The organism is Sporosarcina siberiensis (assembly GCF_042681925.1).
In the GTDB taxonomy this organism is placed as follows: Bacteria; Bacillota; Bacilli; order Bacillales_A; family Planococcaceae; genus Sporosarcina; species Sporosarcina siberiensis.
The window spans coordinates 1-20,855 of sequence record NZ_JBHUGI010000016.1 but is presented as its reverse complement, the minus strand read 5'-3'; the positions used below and the strand labels follow the sequence as shown (position 1 = coordinate 20,855).

At 39.7% G+C, this 20,855-nt stretch carries 18 protein-coding genes, 1 tRNA gene, 1 rRNA gene, 1 other RNA gene and 1 other annotated feature; of the genes, 4 read left to right on the top strand and 17 right to left on the bottom strand.

The annotated features are described in order from the left end of the window. Positions 1 to 375: 375 nt before the first annotated feature. The 6 genes from ACFSFY_RS07340 to ffs form a co-directional block, all read right to left on the bottom strand. Positions 376 to 639, bottom strand: a complete 264-nt coding sequence (locus tag ACFSFY_RS07340) for a pro-sigmaK processing inhibitor BofA family protein (RefSeq protein WP_381536720.1) — start codon at positions 637 to 639, stop codon at positions 376 to 378. A gap of 56 nt (positions 640 to 695) precedes the next feature. Continuing rightward, complete coding sequence (locus ACFSFY_RS07335) at positions 696 to 908, bottom strand: YaaL family protein (protein WP_381536719.1); 213 nt, start codon at positions 906 to 908, stop codon at positions 696 to 698. Between the two features lie 11 nt (positions 909 to 919). After that, complete coding sequence (gene recR, locus ACFSFY_RS07330) at positions 920 to 1,516, bottom strand: recombination mediator RecR (RefSeq protein WP_381536717.1); 597 nt, start codon at positions 1,514 to 1,516, stop codon at positions 920 to 922. An 11-nt stretch (positions 1,517 to 1,527) separates the two neighbouring features. Then, the gene (locus ACFSFY_RS07325; RefSeq protein ID WP_381536716.1) at positions 1,528 to 1,848 is read right to left on the bottom strand and encodes a YbaB/EbfC family nucleoid-associated protein; all 321 of its coding nucleotides are present in this window, start codon (positions 1,846 to 1,848) and stop codon (positions 1,528 to 1,530) included. 22 nt (positions 1,849 to 1,870) lie between these two features. After that, positions 1,871 to 3,634: a DNA polymerase III subunit gamma/tau gene (gene dnaX, locus ACFSFY_RS07320; RefSeq protein WP_381536715.1), complete on the bottom strand. Its 1,764-nt coding sequence runs from the start codon at positions 3,632 to 3,634 to the stop codon at positions 1,871 to 1,873. A 221-nt stretch (positions 3,635 to 3,855) separates the two neighbouring features. After that, an RNA gene (gene ffs, locus ACFSFY_RS07315) (signal recognition particle sRNA large type) lies at positions 3,856 to 4,121 on the bottom strand. Between the two features lie 116 nt (positions 4,122 to 4,237). On the opposite strand from ffs, the gene ACFSFY_RS07310 reads away from it, so the two are divergent. Beyond that, positions 4,238 to 4,330: transfer RNA gene (locus tag ACFSFY_RS07310), tRNA-Ser, on the top strand. A 215-nt stretch (positions 4,331 to 4,545) separates the two neighbouring features. On the opposite strand, the gene thrB is transcribed toward ACFSFY_RS07310, so the two are convergent. From thrB to ACFSFY_RS07295, 3 genes are read right to left on the bottom strand one after another with little or no spacing between them, the layout of a single operon-like run. Further along, a complete protein-coding gene (gene thrB, locus ACFSFY_RS07305) occupies positions 4,546 to 5,439 on the bottom strand; it encodes a homoserine kinase (RefSeq protein ID WP_381536713.1) in 894 nt (297 codons plus the stop codon). Further along, positions 5,439 to 6,494 carry a threonine synthase gene (gene thrC, locus ACFSFY_RS07300; protein WP_381536710.1) on the bottom strand — a complete coding sequence of 352 codons (1,056 nt, stop codon included), beginning with the start codon at positions 6,492 to 6,494 and terminating at the stop codon, positions 5,439 to 5,441. The genes thrB and thrC overlap by 1 nt, the downstream gene beginning before the upstream one ends. Positions 6,495 to 6,499: 5 nt before the next feature. Then, positions 6,500 to 7,795: a homoserine dehydrogenase gene (locus ACFSFY_RS07295; protein WP_381536708.1), complete on the bottom strand. Its 1,296-nt coding sequence runs from the start codon at positions 7,793 to 7,795 to the stop codon at positions 6,500 to 6,502. A 145-nt stretch (positions 7,796 to 7,940) separates the two neighbouring features. Here ACFSFY_RS07295 and ACFSFY_RS07290 point away from each other — a divergent pair, with 145 nt between their 5' ends. Continuing rightward, entirely contained in the window at positions 7,941 to 9,305 is a 1,365-nt protein-coding gene (locus ACFSFY_RS07290) for an aspartate kinase (protein WP_381536706.1), read from the top strand. A gap of 78 nt (positions 9,306 to 9,383) precedes the next feature. Here ACFSFY_RS07290 and ACFSFY_RS07285 read toward each other — a convergent pair whose 3' ends face one another. Together ACFSFY_RS07285 and ACFSFY_RS07280 are read right to left on the bottom strand one after the other, a co-directional pair. Next, complete coding sequence (locus ACFSFY_RS07285; protein ID WP_381536704.1) at positions 9,384 to 10,034, bottom strand: deoxynucleoside kinase; 651 nt, start codon at positions 10,032 to 10,034, stop codon at positions 9,384 to 9,386. Then, positions 10,031 to 10,669, bottom strand: a complete 639-nt coding sequence (locus ACFSFY_RS07280) for a deoxynucleoside kinase (RefSeq protein WP_381536702.1) — start codon at positions 10,667 to 10,669, stop codon at positions 10,031 to 10,033. Before ACFSFY_RS07280 ends, ACFSFY_RS07285 begins: the two co-directional genes overlap by 4 nt. 223 nt (positions 10,670 to 10,892) lie before the next feature. Between ACFSFY_RS07280 and tadA the strand changes: the two genes are divergently transcribed. After that, positions 10,893 to 11,396, top strand: coding sequence for a tRNA adenosine(34) deaminase TadA (gene tadA, locus ACFSFY_RS07275; RefSeq protein ID WP_381536701.1), 504 nt, complete (start codon positions 10,893 to 10,895; stop codon positions 11,394 to 11,396). Positions 11,397 to 11,415: 19 nt separating this feature from the next. On the opposite strand, the gene serS is transcribed toward tadA, so the two are convergent. From serS to pdxS, 3 genes are all read right to left on the bottom strand, one after another. After that, on the bottom strand, positions 11,416 to 12,693 hold the full coding sequence (serS, locus tag ACFSFY_RS07270) for a serine--tRNA ligase (protein ID WP_381536699.1): 1,278 nt from the start codon (positions 12,691 to 12,693) through the stop codon (positions 11,416 to 11,418). 69 nt (positions 12,694 to 12,762) lie between these two features. Continuing rightward, positions 12,763 to 12,992, bottom strand: a binding site (T-box leader). Positions 12,993 to 13,040: 48 nt separating this feature from the next. Further along, a complete protein-coding gene (locus ACFSFY_RS07265) occupies positions 13,041 to 14,486 on the bottom strand; it encodes an amidase (RefSeq protein WP_381536697.1) in 1,446 nt (481 codons plus the stop codon). Between the two features lie 153 nt (positions 14,487 to 14,639). Then, positions 14,640 to 15,485: a pyridoxal 5'-phosphate synthase lyase subunit PdxS gene (gene pdxS, locus ACFSFY_RS07260; RefSeq protein ID WP_381536695.1), complete on the bottom strand. Its 846-nt coding sequence runs from the start codon at positions 15,483 to 15,485 to the stop codon at positions 14,640 to 14,642. A 101-nt stretch (positions 15,486 to 15,586) separates the two neighbouring features. On the opposite strand from pdxS, the gene pdxR reads away from it, so the two are divergent. Next, complete coding sequence (gene pdxR, locus ACFSFY_RS07255; RefSeq protein ID WP_381536693.1) at positions 15,587 to 17,002, top strand: MocR-like pyridoxine biosynthesis transcription factor PdxR; 1,416 nt, start codon at positions 15,587 to 15,589, stop codon at positions 17,000 to 17,002. 18 nt (positions 17,003 to 17,020) lie between these two features. Here pdxR and ACFSFY_RS07250 read toward each other — a convergent pair whose 3' ends face one another. From ACFSFY_RS07250 to rrf, 3 genes are all read right to left on the bottom strand, one after another. Further along, on the bottom strand, positions 17,021 to 18,364 hold the full coding sequence (locus ACFSFY_RS07250; protein WP_381536692.1) for a serine hydrolase: 1,344 nt from the start codon (positions 18,362 to 18,364) through the stop codon (positions 17,021 to 17,023). A gap of 191 nt (positions 18,365 to 18,555) precedes the next feature. Continuing rightward, positions 18,556 to 20,022, bottom strand: a complete 1,467-nt coding sequence (gene guaB / locus ACFSFY_RS07245) for an IMP dehydrogenase (RefSeq protein ID WP_381536690.1) — start codon at positions 20,020 to 20,022, stop codon at positions 18,556 to 18,558. Positions 20,023 to 20,598: 576 nt separating this feature from the next. Beyond that, positions 20,599 to 20,714, bottom strand: a 5S ribosomal RNA gene (gene rrf / locus ACFSFY_RS07240). Positions 20,715 to 20,855 lie beyond the last annotated feature (141 nt).

Sequence of the window (20,855 nt, the reverse complement as noted above, 5' to 3'; positions counted from 1 at the left end):
CTATGCTGGCATTAATGAAGAATGCGAACATTCTTCAATGATGTCATGTCGAAGGATTGAATTTCAATCCTTCTGGTTGTTTCTGTTCTTCTGACGGAAATCAGTTTACTTGGAAACGTTTATACTCCCTACACCGAAGTGTATCGAGTTTAAAAATTCTATCGACGTTTTGCTGTTCAGTTTTCAAGGTTCATTTCATTAATTTGTTTTGTCGTTGCCGCAACAGCAACTTTATTAATATAACATAATCACTATTCAGAGTCAATCTTTTAATTATTTCTTTTTTAATTCTTTTATTCGGTGTCGACTCTGTTCTTGCGACAAACAATAGAATACCACGGAATCATTCTTAAAGTCAACACTTTATCTCCTGTTTTATAAAACTATTGCAAGAACGCATATAGAAGCTATACCTGGAATCCCTAGAAAGGCTATTAGAAGGCCAGAAGCGATGTTTATCGGTACATATACACCAAAGAATCCTGCTGCTATATTAATTGCAAATAACACTAGAAATGAAAATGCTATCCGAAACCAGTAGATCGGCAACTGCTCCAATAACTTTCTAACCTGCTTCTTATTCATTAACAATAACAGAAGTACGAACCCAACAAGAAGAATAACAATGACTGATTTCACGGGAAACGCCCCTTTTCAAAAGAATGTTTCATTATATGCGTTCCCGTGACAAATTATCAATCACTTCCAAGCCGTCTTTCCTTTGCTTCTTTAAATAAATAGAAGTATTTACTTTCAGTGATCTTTCGACGGACAATAACATCCTGATCATAGTCATTAAGATACTTTTCGATTTCTTTAGCTTGTTCCCAATCCTTTTTCGTTTCCAATATTAATGTTAAGAGTCGTTCATCATACTCTTTTTTCAGTTTTTGGTTTTTCCCAAACATAGCAATACCCCCTAAAGTTCTCTGCGACCTTCAAGTGCTTTCGATAGGGTAACTTCATCTGCATATTCAAGATCACCACCGACTGGTAGACCATGAGCAATTCTTGTCGTCATAATTCCAGACGGCCTTACGAGTCTAGAGATGTACATCGCGGTCGCCTCTCCTTCAATCGTCGGATTCGTCGCGAGGATTAATTCTTCAACCTCTTCATTTTGCAAACGTACTATTAGAGAGGAAACATTAATATCTTCTGGACCGATACCATCCATCGGTGAGATTGCACCGTGCAGCACATGATACAACCCCTTATAGTCCCTCATTTTCTCCAAGGCAATAACATCCTTAGGGTCTTGAACAACACAAATCAGAGAACCATCACGAGACTGATCTTGACATATATGGCAAGGATCGATATCCGTAATATGTCCGCAAGTCGAACAGAAACGGAGGTTTCGTTTGGCGTCTACAAGTGCTTTCGCAAACTCCATCACGCTATCTTCTTTCATACTAAGAACAAAAAACGCCAGTCGACCCGCTGTTTTTGGGCCGATTCCTGGCAACTTCATAAAACTATCTATTAGTTTCGATATGGGTTCAGGGTAATGCATATCAGTTCCTCCTAGAACATCCCAGGAAGGTTCAATCCTTTCGTGAATTGTCCCATCGTAGAGTTCGTTAGTTCCTCAGCTTTCTTCATTGCTTCATTAGTAGCGATAACAATAAGGTCCTGAAGAATTTCAACATCTTCTGGATCCACAATTGATGGATCGATAATTACTTCGACAACTTCTTTATCTCCCGAAACAACCACTTTCACCATACCGCCGCCAGCTGAAGCCTCTAGACGTTCTTCTCCTAGCTTCCCTTGTGCTTCTTCCATTTGCTTTTGCATTTTTTGCATTTGCTTCATCATACCTTGCATATTTCCTTTTCCACGCATGTTTGTTTCCTCCTCTTAGTTTTCAATCATTGAACACTTTAATGAAATCCTTGCCGAATCTTTTCTCCGCCTCAGTAACAAGCGGATCCATATTTTCTTGCTCTGCCTCTTGAACAAAAGAGTGCATTTCTTCAGCTGCCGCCTCTTCAATAGATATATCGGATTGCTCCGACTTCTTCGGAGACAGCTTATTATTCCGAATGAAATCTTCCCTGACTTTTAGCCAACCTTCTTCAGGAACATAAATCACTTCATATCCCTTACCAGTTCGAGAACTTAGTGCTTCCGAAAGGTCTGATCGAAGCGAAGTATTTGCGGAAGCCATAACACAATGGATTTCATATTTGAATTTTAACACAAAAGCATTGTCCGATGCTGCAACAGGCTCTGTTTCTTCAAGAAGTGCTGAATGAGACTTCTGCATTGTCTGCATCATCCCTGCCCACTCTTCTCTAATTGTTTGTATATCAGTCTTCGTTGCAGCTTTTAGTACTTCATTTATTTTACCTGTAGGAATACGGAACGATTGAGGCGACTTGGAAACATTCTTTTTAGGTTGTTGAGCGCCCACAACCGGTTGACCCGTATTTACTCCCGCGGCAATCAGTTTCCTTAACTCTTCAATCGTTTTTTCCAAGCCCATTACTTTTTCATAGAGTTCAGAATCAACTGCCTGTTTGTTTCCTTGTTGGACGGGACTAGAGCTGAAATTCACCATTTTCAGTAATGCTGATTCGATATATACTCTCGCATGATTTGAAAAACGCATTTCTTGCTGAGTCTTTGCGAGCACATCAATAAAAGAATAGAGAGTATCTGGATTAAATTCTTGAGCCAACAACTTGAAACGTTCTTCACCTGATATTATTTCGAGAAGATTATCCAGTTCTGGCGCGGTACGAAGGAGCAATAAATCCCGAAAGAACGTAATTAAATCCTCCGCTAACCTAGAGACGTCTTTACCTTCAATAATAAGTTGGTTTAGCAACGATAATATAGCGCCTGCATCCTTGACTTGTAAAGCCTTCGCCATTTGATAAAATATATCTTCACCGATTGAACCTGTTACTAGAAGCGCATCTTCAACCGTTAGTTCATTCCCACTAAACGAAACAACTTGGTCAAGCATACTAAGGGCATCACGCATTCCACCTGACGCCGCTTGAGCAATTACTTTCAAAGTTCCTTCATCTGACTGAATACTTGCGTCAGCCAGAATGACTTTCATTCGCTCAGTAATATCAAATGGGGACAAAGGTTTGAAATCAAAACGTTGGCACCTGGAAATTATTGTGAGCGGTAATTTATGAGGTTCAGTTGTAGCGAGAATGAAAACAACATGAGATGGGGGTTCCTCAAGCGTTTTCAGTAGTGCATTAAAAGCAGAGTTTGACAACATATGAACTTCATCAATAATATAGATTTTAAATCGTGAGCTCGATGGTGCAAATCGAACCTTCTCAATAATTTCTCGCATTTCTTCAACACGCGAGTTAGATGCTGCATCAAACTCAATGACATCTGTATTCGAACCATCGGTAATGCTTAGACACGTCGAACAATCATTACATGGTTCTTTTGCAGGGCCGTTCTCACAGTTTAATGCTTTCGCAAATATTTTAGCAGCACTCGTCTTTCCAGTCCCTCTCGGACCAGAGAACAAGTATGCATGTGTTGTCTTATTATGTAGGAGGGCATTTTGTAGCGTCTGTTTCACATGCTGCTGACCAGACATCTCAACAAATGATTGAGGTCGATAGACACGGTAAAAAGCTTGATACACCAACAGTTTCCTCTCCTTCTACCGCAATGCGTTAATGATTCATATTATAGCACAAATTGTTTTCTAAAACCTTTTACTCTATTCCAATTTCACCTTATATACGTACATTTTGATTCGCAATCATAGCTTGTCATATAAGCACCTATGACAAACACCGATGAATGATATATGTAGTTAAAAAAACTCGCCCAAGGTAATGGACGAGTCGAGTGGTATATGTAATGCCGTGCACCTTCCTCTGACAGCCAAACATAAGCGTTACTCCTGTCGCCAGCTCAGTCTAGGCGATCCTACGGCACATGAGAAATTCCACTTAATGCTGCTTCCTTCCGGACCTGACATAGTTCATGGGTTCCCATTGCGCAGGACCCAAACGTCAACACTACGTGCAAGAGGCAGACCCTACATGTGGACAGCCTCGGGAAGGGATTCAGTCTTGCTAGAGCGGATTGCAAGTTACAGGGCTCCGCTATCTCCCCACCTAGCACGGCATTTCTAAGTATACATATCATAACGATAAAAATCAAATGAAATATAAATCTTTCTTATATTAATAAAACTGTTGACATACCTTTTAAAACATGATAAATTATTAATTGTTGTCACGGAGGAATACCCAAGCCTGGCTGAAGGGATCGGTCTTGAAAACCGACAGGGGTGTCAAAACCCGCGGGGGTTCGAATCCCTCTTCCTCCTCCATATTTTCAACTTAGCGCATAAGCTTGGAGATTGAATTCATTACTTAGTAACGAATTCATCTAAACACAACCAAATCATAAACTTCTAAGGTCGCCATAATGGCGGTCTTTTTTATTGACCTATTTCAGGCTATCATAACCCTACTCTCATAAAACTCTCAAACAAAAAAGCAGCCGAACTCATTGATTGAGCCCAGCTGCTTTATTAATTCTTATTCACTTTATCATCGAACCTGTAGCGGATGGTTGAACAGCGATGCAGTCATAATAAGAAAACAGTGCCGCCAACTTCTCAGCAACCTCATCTTCTAACCCCGCCTCTACTGCAACAAAAAGGGATGGTCCTGCGCCACTAATCGTCATACCATATGCCCCTAACTCCTTACAAGCCAATCGAATCGCATCAAATTCTGGAAATAAACGCTTTCGGTACGGTTCGTGGAAGCCATCTTTCTCCATCATCTTTCCAACCATAACCCAGTCATTCTGAACAATCGCCGCAGCCAGGACACAACCTGCTGCGCTACTGCGAATGGCCTCTTTATGGGAAAGTTGTTCAGGAAGAAGTCCTCTCGACTCTTCAGTCGGAAGTGCATTTGGCGGAACTAGAACAACTACACCAACATTAAGGTCTTTCACATGTGTAAAATCTATGTTTTCACCATCATAGTAGGAGATAACGGCTCCACCCAGAAGGGCAGCTGAGACATTGTCAGCATGACCTTCTAGCTGACTTCCCAATTTCACCTTTTCATGATCAGATAAATTGAGAGTAAGCACATGATTAACGATTTCGATACCTGCCGCAATTGCTGAAGCACTACTTCCGAAACCTTTTCCTAAGGGAATGTCTGACGTTATAACAAGTTTTAAAATTGGAGAAGTTTCAGCATATTGCTTCGCAACGTTTAAAATCGTTGTAACAATTAAGTTTTCTTCACCATTTGTTAATCCATCAAAACCATCATCTACATAACGAACTTCCCATACTTTCGACGCGGTGACTTCCACAGTCATATAAAGACCAAGCGCAAGACCAACGCTATCAAAACCAGGGCCAAGGTTTGCAGTAGACGCTGGAACGACCACCGAAAATCCTGGTACATTCATCACTTAGTCCCCGCTTTCAACTCACTCAGTAATTGGTCAAACTCTTCACGCGACATTAACGACTTTTCTTTATTAACCTCAATTGCTGTATCAGGATCTTTTAGTCCGTTACCCGTTAGAACTGCAACAACGACCGAGCCTTTCTTAAGTTGTCCGTTCTCTACTTGTTTTTTCACTCCTGCAATCGATGCACATGAACCTGGTTCTGCAAAGATTCCTTCAGCAGAAGCAATTAAGCTATATGCCTCTAGAATTTCTTCATCTGTTGCAGCAAGAATCGTTCCATTAGATTCAGCGAGGGCATTTTTGGCAAGTTCCCAACTTGCAGGATTACCAATACGTATTGCCGTAGCAACCGTCTCAGGATTGTCAAAAATACGATCATATACGATTGGAGCCGCACCATCTGCTTGTACACCTAGAAGTTCTGGAAGAGCCGTACCTTTTTTATCTGCATACTCTTTAAAACCTTTCCAAGCTGCAGAAATATTGCCCGCATTACCGACAGGAAGTGCGAATATATCTGGTACTTTACCGAGCTGGTCAATTGTTTCAAACGCAATCGTTTTTTGTCCTTCAAGACGATATGGATTCACCGAGTTTACAAGTGCGATGTCTCCTTCTCCTGCTTCACGAACCATTCGTAGTGCTTCGTCAAAATTCCCTTCAATTTCAAGAATTTCTGCACCATACATTTTAGCCTGCGCCAATTTCCCGAGGGCAATTCGCCCTTCCGGAATAACTACGATTGTACGCATACCTGCACGTGCTCCGTATGCAGCTGCGGATGCAGATGTATTTCCTGTTGAAGCGCAAATGAGAACCTTTTTACCTTCTTCTTTTGCTTTCGCTACCGCCATAACCATTCCACGATCTTTAAATGAACCCGTAGGATTGGCTCCTTCAACTTTTACGTAAAGTTCAATTCCCCATTCCTTTGATAGATTTTCCAAATAAATGAGAGGAGTGTTTCCCTCATGTAATGTAAGCATAGGTGTCTTGTCTGTTACTGGTAGCATATCTTTATAGTTTTCTAATAATCCATTCCATCTCATTGTCATTATTCCCCTTCCACCCGATAATGGCTTAACACACTAATTACATCGGGGGTATTATTAAGTTCTTGTAATACATCTAGATGTTGTTGTCGAGACATGCGATGAGTAATAAACACCAGCTCAGCATTTTCCACTTGATCATTAGATGGATGCTGAACAACAGATGCCAAACTCACTGCATGTTTGCTGTAAATTGCCGCTAAGTTGGACAAAACGCCAATCTTATCTTTCACTAAAATACGGTGGAAATAACTCGCAAATCGATCACAGTCTTCTTTTAATTTTCGTTCGTGTTGAGATGCATGAAGTCTTTTTCCGTTCACTCCTAATAGCAAATTACGACATGCCGCAATAACATCTGCTGTAATAGAAGTTGCAGTAGGTAAAGAACCAGCACCAGGTCCATAAAACATTGTCTCTCCAACCGCATCACCATAAATATACACTGCGTTATATTCATTGTTTACAGTTGCCAGGGGATGTGAGTCCGGGAACAGAACAGGCTCAACAGAAACCGCAATGCCGCCTTCATCCATTTCGGCAGAACCGACCATTTTCACTGTATAGCCTAAACCTGCAGCAAGTTCCAAGTCTCCGTCTTTAATGTCCTTCATCCCTCGAACAAATACATCATCAAGCTTTACTTCCATTGAAAACGCAAGTGATGCTAAAATAACCATTTTCCGAGCAGCATCAATGCCGTCCACGTCAGATGAAGGATCTGCTTCCGCAAAACCAAGTTCTGTTGCTTCTGCTAAGGCATCTTCATAAGACATCTTTTCATATTTCATTTTTGTTAAAATAAAGTTTGTTGTCCCATTAATAATTCCCGTTAGGGCAGTAATACGATCGGATGCAAGTCCATCCTCCATAGTACGAATAAGAGGGATACCGCCACCAACACTCGCTTCATAAAATAAATCACATTTATTCTCATCTGCAAGTCTCAGTAGATCATGCCCACTTTCAGCCATGACGTCTTTGTTTGCTGTTACAACACCCTTCCCAGCATTAAGAGATAGCTCGATTGCTTCTTTCCCTTCTGTAATACCACCCATTACCTCGACTATTAAATCAATTGTTGGATCGTTTAGTATTTCATCCAAACTCGTCGTGAATACCTCAGGATCTAATATGGTATCTCTTTTTTTAGATTTATCTTTTATTAACACTTTTTTGATAGACACAGGAACTCCAAGTTTATGTTGTAAATCAATTCTATGATCATTCAAAATTTTTGCTACTCCACTACCAACAACACCAAAACCTAATAATCCAATATTAATTTCATTTTTCAATTGACGATTCTCCTCACTGTATGTACACTATAAAAATACAATTGCTCTATCCATAAACACATTATAGGGATATTCATTAACAATAACAACCCTCTACTTCAGATGAAACAAAGAATACTAATTTAAAAGATAGGAATTGATAAAAATGAAAGTATCAAAATTCGGAGGAACATCCGTTGCCTCTGCCGAACAAATTAGAAAAGTTGCTGCAATAGTTTCATCTGACCCTTCAAGAAAAATTATTGTCGTTTCAGCACCAGGTAAACGATTTTCTGAAGATGAAAAAGTAACAGACCTGCTTATTCGTCTAGCCGACGCAACTCTTAACAACGAAGATTACGAGGCAGAACTAAAAGAAGTGGTTAGTCGATACGAGCAAATTGCCACTGAACTCGGACTTTCCGATGAAATTACACAATCCATCGAAAATGATTTACGCGGTCGTTTGGCAGCCGGCTATAGCGATCAGAGTCTGTTCATAGACTCCATAAAAGCGTCTGGTGAAGATAATAATGCAAAACTAATTGCTGCCTATTTTACGCATATCGGTATGCCTGCGCAATACATGTGTCCCAAAAAAGCGGGTCTCCTTGTCAATGATCGCCCCGAACGCGTCCGCGCGCTAACAGAAGGATACAATAAATTAGCACAATTACGTGAAGTACCTGGTATCATTGTCTTTCCTGGATTTTTCGGATTCACAAAAGACGGAACACTTCGAACATTTAACCGAGGCGGATCAGATATTACGGGTTCAATCGTTGCTGCAGCAGTAGATGCTGAGTTATATGAAAACTTTACAGATGTTGACTCTGTTTTTGCAGCAAACCCGAACATCGTCGATAATCCAATGGCAATCAAAGAGTTAACGTACCGAGAAATGCGTGAGCTGGCATATGCAGGATTCTCTGTATTCCACGACGAGGCACTTATGCCTGCATTTCTAAAGTCGATTCCAGTTTGTATTAAAAATACAAACAATCCTAGTGCGCCTGGAACATTTATCGTAAAAGACCGAGACCATTCAAATCGACCTGTGATTGGAATAGCTTCAGATAGTGGATTCTCTACGCTCTTCGTAGACAAGTATTTAATGAACCAAGAAATTGGATTCGGGCGTAAGCTTTTGCAAATATTAGAAGACGAAGAGATTCCTTTTGAACATACACCTTCAGGTATTGATAATATATCCGTCATTATCCGAAGTAAATTTTTAAATGAAGAAAACAGCGAACGCATCGTTCGTCGTGTAAAAGAAGAATTAGAAGCAGATGAAGTCCGTCTCCGGACGACTGATTATTCAATGGTTGTTCTTGTTGGCGAAGGGATGAGGTTCACAACAGGTCTTGCTGCACGTGCCGCCACTGCGATAGCCGAATCAGGCGCCAACATCCAAATGATTAACCAAGGTTCTTCGGAAGTAAGTCTGGTTTTTGGTATTGATAAAAAAGATGAAAAGATCGCATTAAAATCCCTTTATAAAGAGTTCTTTTCACTCATAATGATTTGAAAGTAGGACATCATCCACCAAATGGGATGATGTCCTTTTTTAATACTTCTAACAGTAGCGAAGAATTGCTTTTGTGAACTAATTATTCAGCACATCGCCAATCTTTTCCAGGATGGATTCAACATCATTCGGATTATTGACAAGATCGTATTCCGTAATATTCAATCTCAGTACAGGACATGCATCAAAGGAGTCAATCCATTCTTCGTATCGACCGTATACCTCTTCCCAATAAGTAATTGGTGTTTGTTGTTCCATAGAGCGTCCGCGCTCATGAATTCTTGAAATAATACCATCTAACGGTCCATCTAAATAAATGAGTACGCTGGGACTCGGAAAATAAGGAGTTAAAACCATCGCTTCGAATAAATGAATGTATGTATTGTAATCTACTAGATCCATTGTGCCTTCTTCCATATGCATTCGTGCAAAGATACCCGTATCCTCATAAATGGATCGGTCTTGTATAAATCCCCCACCATCTTCAAAAATTCTCTTTTGTTCTTTAAACCGTTCTGCCAGAAAGTATATTTGCAAATGGAAACTCCATTTCTTAAAGTCGTCATAGAACTTCTCCAAATAAGGATTCTCTTCTACATTTTCAAAAGATGTTTTGAAATCCAATGCTTCCGCAAGTGTCTTTGTCATCGTTGACTTGCCAACACCAACAGTGCCTGCAATTGTGATTACAGCGTCTTCTGGTATTCCATATTTTTCTCGCAAGTTCATTTCAAGGTCGCTCCCTTTTTTATCGTCGCATTGACTTCTCGCAATATAAATTGCATATCTATGTCGTTTTGAACAAAGTCATAATCGTCTCCGTTAAAACGGAGAACCGGAATTTCGGGATGCTCCTTTTCGAACTGTTCCATAAAAACATGATAATCATCTGAAAGTTGTTGGATATATGTAGGATCCATATTCTTTTCAAATTCTCGACCGCGAAGTGCAATACGGTTCATAAGTGTTTCTTGACTTGCGTGTAAATAGACAACAATATTAGGTACCGGCATATCCTTTATTAATATCTTATAAATTGCTTCATACTTTTCATATTCGGTTGAACTAAGTGTTCGCTTCGCAAAAATCAGGTTTTTGAATATATGGTAATCTGCGACAACAGGTTTTCCTTGAACACTGTTTTCTTTTTTTAAATCACTGAGTTGTTTGTAGCGATTACATAAAAAAAACATCTCTGTTTGGAAACTCCATTCTTCAATATCCTTGTAAAACTTATTTAAAAATGGATTTTCATCAACAATCTCTTTCAGTTGATGGAAGTTCTGTGATTCCGCAATTGCTTGGGAAAGCGACGTTTTACCAACGCCAATAGGGCCTTCAATTGTTATAAACGGAATTTTCATCAGAAATCCCCTTTCATTTCATAATTATATCGTGCACTTTATATTATCATACAGAGTAAAAATAATGTCTCACGAAGTCGAATATTCGTTTTTTTCCACGTGGAACAATTAGAATGATAACGAAGGATGTAAAATGAGAGCACATCTATAACTGTATCCGCGTTTACACCCCGATTTTATTTACGAAGAATAAAGTACATTCTTCTTTAAAGGAGCGATTCGTATGAACTTGTTTGAAAAAGATGAACACTATATGCAAATGGCACTTGATGAAGCACAGAAGGCCGCAGACTTGGGTGAAGTACCGATTGGCGCGATTATCGTCTACAAAGACGAAGTAATTGCACGTGCACATAACTTACGTGAAACAACCCAAAATGCTGTTACCCACGCCGAGCTATCCGCAATACAAATTGCATGCCAAGCACTTGGCAGCTGGCGTCTTGAAGAAACAACACTCTATGTCACACTTGAGCCATGTCCGATGTGTGCAGGTGCTATCTTGCAATCACGTATTCCCCGCGTTGTTTACGGCGCACGTGATTTAAAAGCGGGTTGCGTCGATTCTCTCTACAGATTACTGAATGACCCTCGGTTTAACCATGAGTGTGATGTAATAGAAGGCGTGCTTGCGGAAGAATGCGGTGGAATACTTACAACATTTTTCAAAGAAATTCGTGAACGAATCAAGCAGCGAAAAAAAGAGGCTGTACCCAAAGTCGATTGACTTAGGTACATGCCTCTTTTTATTTACTAATCCGCTCTTTCCCACCCATATAAGGTCTAAGAACTTCCGGAATGACAACAGAACCGTCTTGATCCTGATAATTTTCCAAAATCGCTGCAACAGTACGCCCAATTGCTAGGCCACTTCCGTTCAGTGTATGAACGTACTCTAGTTTTCCTCCTGCTTCACGGCGGAAACGTATATGTGCCCGACGCGCTTGGAAATCTTCAAAGTTTGAACAAGAAGAAATTTCTCGATACTGGTTTTGCGTTGGAATCCAAACTTCAATATCGTATTTCTTTGCCGCTGTAAATCCTAAATCAGCAGTACACATTTTCAGAACACGGTATGGAAGATTTAGTAACTGTAAAACCTTCTCCGCATGTCCTGTTAACTTTTCAAGCTCATCGTATGAATCTTCTGGTTTCACAAAACGAACAAGCTCCACTTTGTTAAACTGATGTTGACGTATTAACCCGCGAGTATCACGACCGGCAGAACCCGCTTCAGAGCGAAAGTTCGTGCTGTAAGCAGTGAACGCAGTTGGGAGCTGCTTACCATCCAAGATTTCATCACGATAAAAGTTTGTAACAGGTACTTCAGATGTCGGGATTAGGAAATAGTCTTCTTCTTCAATTAAAAATGCATCTTCTTCAAATTTTGGAAGCTGCCCTGTTCCCGTTAAGCTTGTACGATTCACCATATAAGGAGGTAGTATTTCTTCGTAACCATGCTCCTCAATATGCAAGTCCAGCATAAAGTTAATTAAAGCACGCTCGAGACGAGCACCAAGTCCACGGTAAAATACAAAACGGCTACCAGTTACTTTTGCTGCACGTTCAAAATCTAGGATATTAAGATTTGTTCCAATATCCCAATGCGCTTGTGCTTCAAAGCCAAATTCGCGGATAGTACCCCATGTTCGAATTTCAACATTGTCGTCTTCACTATCTCCAACAGGTACACTTTCATGTGGAATATTTGGGATTCGCATCATAATGTACGTAAGCTTTTCTTCAACTTCATTAAGCTCTAAATCTAAACGCTTAATGTCTTCCCCAACTTCACGCATACGTGCAATTACATCATCTGCGTTTTCTTTATTTCGCTTCATTTCTGCAACTCTCTGAGATACTTCATTTCTTTCTGCTTTCAATACTTCCACTTGTGCAATCAATTCTCTACGTTTGTCATCGTATTTACCGAAGTTATCAAGAACCGATAAATCTTCTCCACGTTTTGAAAGCTTTTCTTTTACTTCATCGAAATTGGCGCGAACTTTTCTAATATCAAGCATCTGCAATTCCCCCTTATATTTTTAAACGATAATAGATAGTAAACGACAAAAATAGCCCTCAACCCTAATAAAAGGGACGAGAGCTACCCGCGTTGCCACCCTGATTGACCGGATTACGAACATAAAGATATCCAGATCCTCTTTAATTGAAATAACGGTTCAATATGCCGGCTTAGGTCTACTAACTGTTCAACCTAGCTACTCAAGGATGGATTCGCAAGTGTTTTTATCGGCTCGCACTACCCGCCGACTCTCTTCAAAAAAACAGGTTTGCTACTACTTCCTATCATCGTCTCAACTTTGAAATTACAATCATTTTACTACAAAACTGACTTTTTGGCAAATTATCACTCATATCTTACATACCCTAGGAATTCTTTTTCAATTTGTTCCCCAAGTTGAAAAACTGCGTCTTCATTACCATTCTTACACATCAATTGTATTCCTATCGGCATTCCTGAATTGTCCTTCCCGACAGGAACCGTTAAAGATGGGAGTCCCCAAACATTAGCATATGATATATAAGGTAAATACTGTCGAAACGTCTTTCTTATGGAGAATATTTCTTTAAAAACACCCCCATGTTTCGGAGCTGTTGAGTGATATACGGGTGAAATAAGAATTTTATCATGTAAATACTTACTTACATCTTTATCACCACTCGCTATAATTTCTGTAATTTCATTAATACGCTGGTCACTTGGTTTAAATAATGACGCACCAATCAATGCCCATGATAAATAATGATGCAGATCTGATTTACCTCTTACTTTTTCATTTATAAAAGATCGAATGGGCCGAATGGGTTTGTCTCCGTATGCCAACTCCTTTTGTTTTTTCGCACTATCAATTGACATGATTTCTTGCCAAAGTTGGGTAGTTTCCTTAAATAACGGAGGAATACTCCTATCCGTTTCAAAATGGTCCTTAACATACGAAAAAACTGAATCTACAAGTGCTTCAGTTTCTGCAGATAGTGGATAATCCATTTTCGGTAATACACTTACTGAGTAATTAGACAGGTTTTGATCCGGTGCAGGTGTGTTGGCTATAATGTTGTAAATGTATTTTGCATCTTCTACTGTTTTTGTTATAGGACCGATGCCGAGCATTCTTTTTTCCAACTCATTATTTTCTACAGGAAAACTCCCAGTAGATGAAACTTGTCCTCTTCCTGATTTAAAACCGACCACACCATTAAAATGGCTTGGAAACCGGATCGATCCACCAATATCTGAACCTACTCCAGCCGTGGCACCTCCTACTGCAATTAAGACCCCTTCACCCCCACTTGAACCACCAGCTGTGCAAGTTACATCCCAAGGATTGTTTGTACGCCCATATATCTTATTGTCTGTTTCCTGGCAAAAGCAGAGTGCCGGTGTATTTGTTTTTCCAAGAATGATTGCCCCTTCATCTTTCAACTTTTGAACAACGTCCGAATCCGTAGTTTGTATAAGTCCTTTTCGATTTAACAGGCCACCTGTAGTCTGCATTCCTATAACATCAAAAGACTCTTTCATACTCATCGGAACACCGAATAATTTACCTTTCCCTTTGTTTTCCTTGAGCAATTGGTCCGCTTCCGAGGCTTCATTTAACGCCGCCTCAAATCGATTTTCTACTAAGAAATTCAAAACCGGATTTATTTTATTAATTTGTTCAATATAAATTTCTGTTGCCCTATATGACGTAATCTGTTTGTGTGCAATCATTTTAGCTAATGTGTTTGCATCCATATCAAGGACTTTCTGCTCTTCTGTCAAGGTCGTACTCTCTGTCATCGTATTCATGTCACTCACCCCCCGTTTTCTGAATATTTAATCCCCTCTCACTATTATTATGTATGGATGCTCTTTATGCAAGACAGCCCAAAAATAAAAGTCGTACGTTCTACACAATGAAGTGTTGAACGTACGACTTGATTAGCTATTTAATATGTTTTATTACCAACCGCGTTCTTGCATACGCTCCCCAGCAGGCAGAGTTGATATTTCGATGCCCTTCATAGGAGTACCGATGTCTTTCGATAAATTGGCGAGAAGCACATAGTCTTGATAATTTGCAGTCGCTTGAACGATGGCGCGTGCAAATTTCTCTGGGTTTTCAGATTTAAATATACCAGATCCAACGAATACACCATCCGCGCCAAGTTCCATCATGAGTGCAGCATCTGCTGGAGTTGCAACGCCACCTGCTGCATAATTCGTTACCGGTAGACGACCCTTCTTTTTTATAGCCAGAAGGATTTCATAAGGTGCACCTAAATTACGGGCTTCCGTCATAATTTCATCTTCATTCATATGAATAATTCTATTCACCTGAGCATTCACCATGCGGAGGTGACGTACCGCTTCTACAATATTCCCCGTCCCTGGTTCCCCTTTTGTCCGAAGCATTTTCGCACCTTCACCAAGCCTTCGCGCGGCTTCCCCGAGATTACGGGCACCGCAGACAAACGGTATTTTATAATCGCTTTTCAATAAATGATATTCTTCATCCGCAGGAGTCAGTACTTCGCTTTCATCTATATAGTCGACACCCATCGACTCCAGAATTCGCGCTTCAGAAATATGTCCAATTCGTACTTTTGCCATTACAGGAATCGAAACTGCATTTTGTACTTCAGTAATAATACGCGGATCTGCCATTCGTGCAACACCACCTGCAGCCCGTATATCCGATGGAACACGTTCGAGTGCCATTACTGCAACCGCACCTGCCGCTTCTGCAATTTTTGCCTGTTCTGCATTGATGACATCCATAATGACGCCGCCATATATCATATTCATATTTTTCTTCCCCCTTTTCTATTTCTTTAGTATACTAATATTTGACCCTTATGAAATAACCAGTTCCGATAAACATGTAGGGGTCAGAGGGAGGTATTCCAGTGGAAATGTTATTAATTGAACTTAAAAAAGATGGGGATACTCCATTATACGAACAAATATATGAGCAAATTCGGATTGACATTTCCGATGGTAAGTTACCGGTAGGAATGAAACTACCTTCTAAACGAAAACTGGGTGAGTTTCTTAATGTTAGTCAAACAACAATAGAGCTCGCTTACGGTCAATTAATTGCTGAAGGTTTCATTTCATCCGTTCCGCGCAAAGGTTTTTATGTGCAAGAAATTGAAGAACTTGCATACGTCCAGCACATTCAAATAACGGATAGGATAGATGTTCAAAAACAAAACACTTTCACATTAGACTTTTCTACAGGTCACATTGACACGAATTCATTCCCGTTCACACAATGGAGAAAATATGCGAAAGAAGTCATTGATGAGTCATCAAAAGAACTGTTGCTCCTTGGCGATTCGCACGGCGACATAGAACTTAGGCAAGAAATCTCACGTTATTTATATTATTCTCGTGGTGTGGACTGTTCCCCAGAACAGATTATTGTCGGCTCGGGAACAGAACAACTAATGCCTTTAGTCATTCGTATTTTAGGAACGAAAGCAACGTACGCCATCGAAAACCCTGGTTATCCGTTAACGCATCATGTGTTTTACCATAACAATCGAGAAGCAATTCCGATTCGAGTAGATGTTGAAGGAATAGACGTCCAGTCCCTCCAACAGTCTGAAGCAACTGTCGCTTATGTAACACCTTCTCACCAGTTCCCGACCGGGACTGTGCTCTCAGCAGCCCGTAGAACAGCATTGTTAAACTGGGCATCCTCTGATGACGAACACTTCATTATTGAAGATGATTACGATAGTGAATTTCGATATACTGGACGTCCCATTCCAGCATTGCAAGGTATGGATAAGGGGGATAGCGTAATTTATTTGAGTACTTTTTCAAAATCACTAATGCCTTCGCTCCGTATTGCTTATATGGTATTGCCTAACGTCTTACTCAGTCGTTATAAGAATGCTTTTATTCATTATTCCTCAACAGTTCCAAGACTTGATCAACATATTTTGGCACGCTTTATGGCAGATGGACATTTTTCGCGTCACTTGAATCGTATGCGTAAAATATACAAGCGAAAACTTCAAACCTTAACAGAAGCTCTTAAGCCCTATTCACCAAATGTTTCATTTTCGGGGGATGAAGCCGGTATGCATATCATTATTACAGTACATACCGACCAAAGTGAAGATTCGCTTATAGATGTTGCTCAAAAAGCGGGCATTCGACTCAACAGTTTAAATAGTTATAGTACAGGACTAGTAAGTAAGGAACCGAGCTTTTTGATAGGATTCGGCGGCCTTTCAGTCGATTCAATCGAAGAAGCTATCGATCGTCTGATGACAGTTTGGAATATAAAAAAGTGCAGCAAGACTATATAAAGTCCGCTGCACTTAACCTTATTTAAATATACCTTTAACAAAGTCTGTCGCGCTTGTCCAAATACCCGCAAAGAAATCACCAATTGCACGCATTGTTAATGAGAACCAACCTGCCTTTTCAACCTCAGAAGTAGTTACAACATCTACTGACAAATTATCTGAGTCAATAAAGCCGTAATCCGTCCCTTCTTTTTTCACAAGTTCCACATGACCAACAACTGCATCTTTCTCAAATGGTGCTTGAAGAGCATCTTTCTTCAATTTCGATTCATCAATCGTTAATTTAGGTTCATAGAGCTCTTTTTCACTTGTTTTCACCATCATGCGAATTGGGTCTTTCACAGCAATTCCTACAGAACTTTCTTTCCCTTTAATTACTGCTAGTTCCTTTTGGTCTTTAAACTCATATCCTGCCGGGACAAATTCCTCAACAGAGAATTGGTTGAAACCATAATCGAATAGAGCGCGAGTTGCATCAAAACGTGCTTTATAAGATCCGACGCCCTGTGCATCTACAGCCTTCATCACAACCGCGATAACTCTTTTATCGCCACGTTTTGCAGTCCCAGTGAAACAATGTCCTGCAAAATCTGTTGTCCCCGTTTTTAAACCATCAATGCCTTCATATTCATAAACAAAACCAGGCAACATAAAGTTCCAATTATCCATTTTAATCGCGTCTGATGTTCCTTCGCGGAAAATCTTTGTATTTATACTTGTTGTGTCAAGTACTTCAGGAAAGTCTTTCAGTAAATGGTACGCAAGCTTCGCGACCGACTTTGCCGGCATGACATTTTCATCGTCAACACCTGTCCCAGCTGGATGCATACCTTGAAGATAGCTATTATTTAAACCTGTCGAGTTTACCAATTTATAATCTGTCAATCCAAGTTCTTTCGCTTTTGAATTCATAAGCTTTAAAAACTCAGTTTCTGTGCCCGCAATCGTTTCAGCAATAGCAATTGTTGAAGCATTCGCGGAATATATTGCCACAGATTCATACAGTTCACGAATAGTATATGTACCGTCTCTTCTTAAAGGAACGTTACTTAAACGACGATCTTGTGAAACAGCATATGTGTAATCATTAACCTTGTATTCCTGATCCCAGCTAATTTTACCTTCTTGAATTGCTTCAAAAAGAATATACTCTGTCAACATCTTCGTCATACTTGCTATACCGAGTGGTGTATCGGCATTTTCTTCATATAATATTTTCCCACTATCCGCATCGATTAAAATAGCACCGTCAACATGGATGCCTAATCTTTCTTCAGCATGCGTTGAATGTGTACCAATCGTCACTAAGAGCAAAAGCGGTATTGCAATCATTGCTACATATTTTCTAAATTTATGCTTCACCATACTACCTCCGATATTACTATTTCATTCAAATCATTTTACCATATTTAATCTACTCCGTGGTACTCAAAGAAAAAAAGCGCCTTTCCGCTCATATCTAGACGCAGAAAAGGCACTGAAGTTCCTTAATAAAAAAGAATGTTTTCTATTCTTTAAAAGTCTTTATAGTATCCACTTTTTTATAAATTCAATTATGATATTGAGTAGTTTGGTGCCTCTTTTGTAATTTGTACTTGATGTGGATGACTTTCACGCAGTCCAGCACCAGTCATACGTACAAATTGTGCTTTTTCACGTAATTCCTCAAGATCTCCCGTTCCACAATACCCCATACCCGCTCGAATACCACCAATTAGTTGGTGAATTGTATCTGAAAGGGAACCTTTATATGGAAGTCGTCCTTCAATTCCTTCAGGTACAAGCTTTTTCTCATCATCTTGGAAATAACGATCTTTAGAACCACGCTCCATTGCAGCAATAGAGCCCATTCCACGATAAACTTTGAAACGGCGTCCTTGGAAAATCTCAGTTTCTCCAGGACTCTCTGTTGTCCCTGCAAGAAGACTTCCCAACATAACAACATGTCCACCCGAAGCTAATGCTTTAACGATATCTCCAGAGTACTTTATTCCACCATCGGCGATAATTGTTTTACCGTGTTTTCTAGCTTCAGTTGCACATTCATAAATTGCAGTTATTTGCGGTACACCAACACCCGCAACAACCCGTGTTGTACAAATTGAACCTGGACCAATACCTACTTTAACAACGTCTGCACCTGCTTCATAAAGTGCACGTGCTCCTTCTGCCGTTGCAATATTACCAGCAATGATATCAAGTTTCGGATAAGCCATTCTAATTTGAGCAACTGTATCAAGAACACCCTTTGAATGACCATGGGCAGTATCGATAACAATAACATCGACTTCTGCTTTCACAAGCTTCTCAACACGTACCATTGTATCTGAAGTTACACCAATTGCTGCACCGACTAGTAGACGGCCGTGATTGTCTTTTGCAGCATTCGGAAATTCAATTACTTTTTCAATATCTTTTATTGTGATTAAACCTTTCAAAATTCCGTTGTCATCAACAATAGGTAACTTTTCTATTTTATACTGTTGCAATATTTTCTCTGCATCTGCAAGCATTGTTCCAACTGGTGCTGTAACAAGATTTTCCTTTGTCATTACATCATCAATTAATAGCGAGTAATCTTGGATAAAACGCATATCACGATTCGTGATAATACCTACAAGCTTTAGTTCTTCTGAGTTATTGACAATTGGAACACCTGAAATACGATACCGTCCCATCAAATGTTCAGCATCAAAGACCTGATGTTCAGGCGTTAGATAAAATGGATTTGTAATTACCCCATTTTCAGAACGTTTAACTGTCACAACTTGTTCGGCTTGTTCTTCTATACTCATATTTTTATGAATAATTCCAAGTCCACCTTGACGAGCCATAGCAATCGCCATTTTAGATTCCGTTACTGTATCCATACCTGCACTAATGATCGGTATGCTCAACTTGATATTATCCGTCAAACTAACCTTAAGAGACACGTCCTTTGGTAATACATCCGAAGGTCCGGGTATTAGTAATACATCATCGAACGTTAGGCCTTCACGCGCAAACTTTGTTTCCCACATTATATATATACCTCCTAGGTTCATTTGAATATTATTAAAATGGTATCAGCGTCGCTTCCGGCTGTCAAGGAAGCTCTAATTAATAAGTATATTCCCACTATTCATTATAGATCTTTTTCAATCGAAGTCTTCCTTTTAAGTGATGTGGTTTGCTGGAAAATCCTTTCGATCAATAAGAAACTTTGTGAAAAACGATTCGTTCTGTTCAGCAAACTTTCCCCTAACTTTTTAAATTGATTTTCAAAAAACTGTACTTATTCGCGGTATTTACGATCAAAAGTGCCTTTCTTATATATTTACCCATTGACTAAATTTCGATACTCTTTATTTTCATTGTAAAATCATAAAGTGTTTCAAAAGAATAATCCTTCCACCTTTTATCTTGAACAGCAGACTGAAATAAGCATAATTAAAGAGGACGGTATTTTCACATTGTCTTTTTGAAGTTATAAAGTCCATCTCACAACTCAAATTTACTCCACGATAATAGAAGTTGTTCAGATTTATCTTAGGTAAAGTAATTCATATATGTATAAAAAAAAGTTATTACCATTAAAGGTAATAACTTTTTTGGGTGCCTGGCAACGTCCTACTCTTGCAGGGGGGAACCCCCAACTACCATCGGCGCTGAAGAGCTTAACTACCGTGTTCGAGATGGGAACGGGTGTGACCTCTTCGCTATTGCCACCAGACTCTTTTGAGTTTTTAAGAAGAATAATCTTCGTTCACTCAAAACTGGATAAAACGGACATTTTTTTGGAAGAATCGTTAGATTCTTCCGACGAATCGAGGTCAATCATACCTCTTCATTAGCGAAGAATAAAGTACATTCT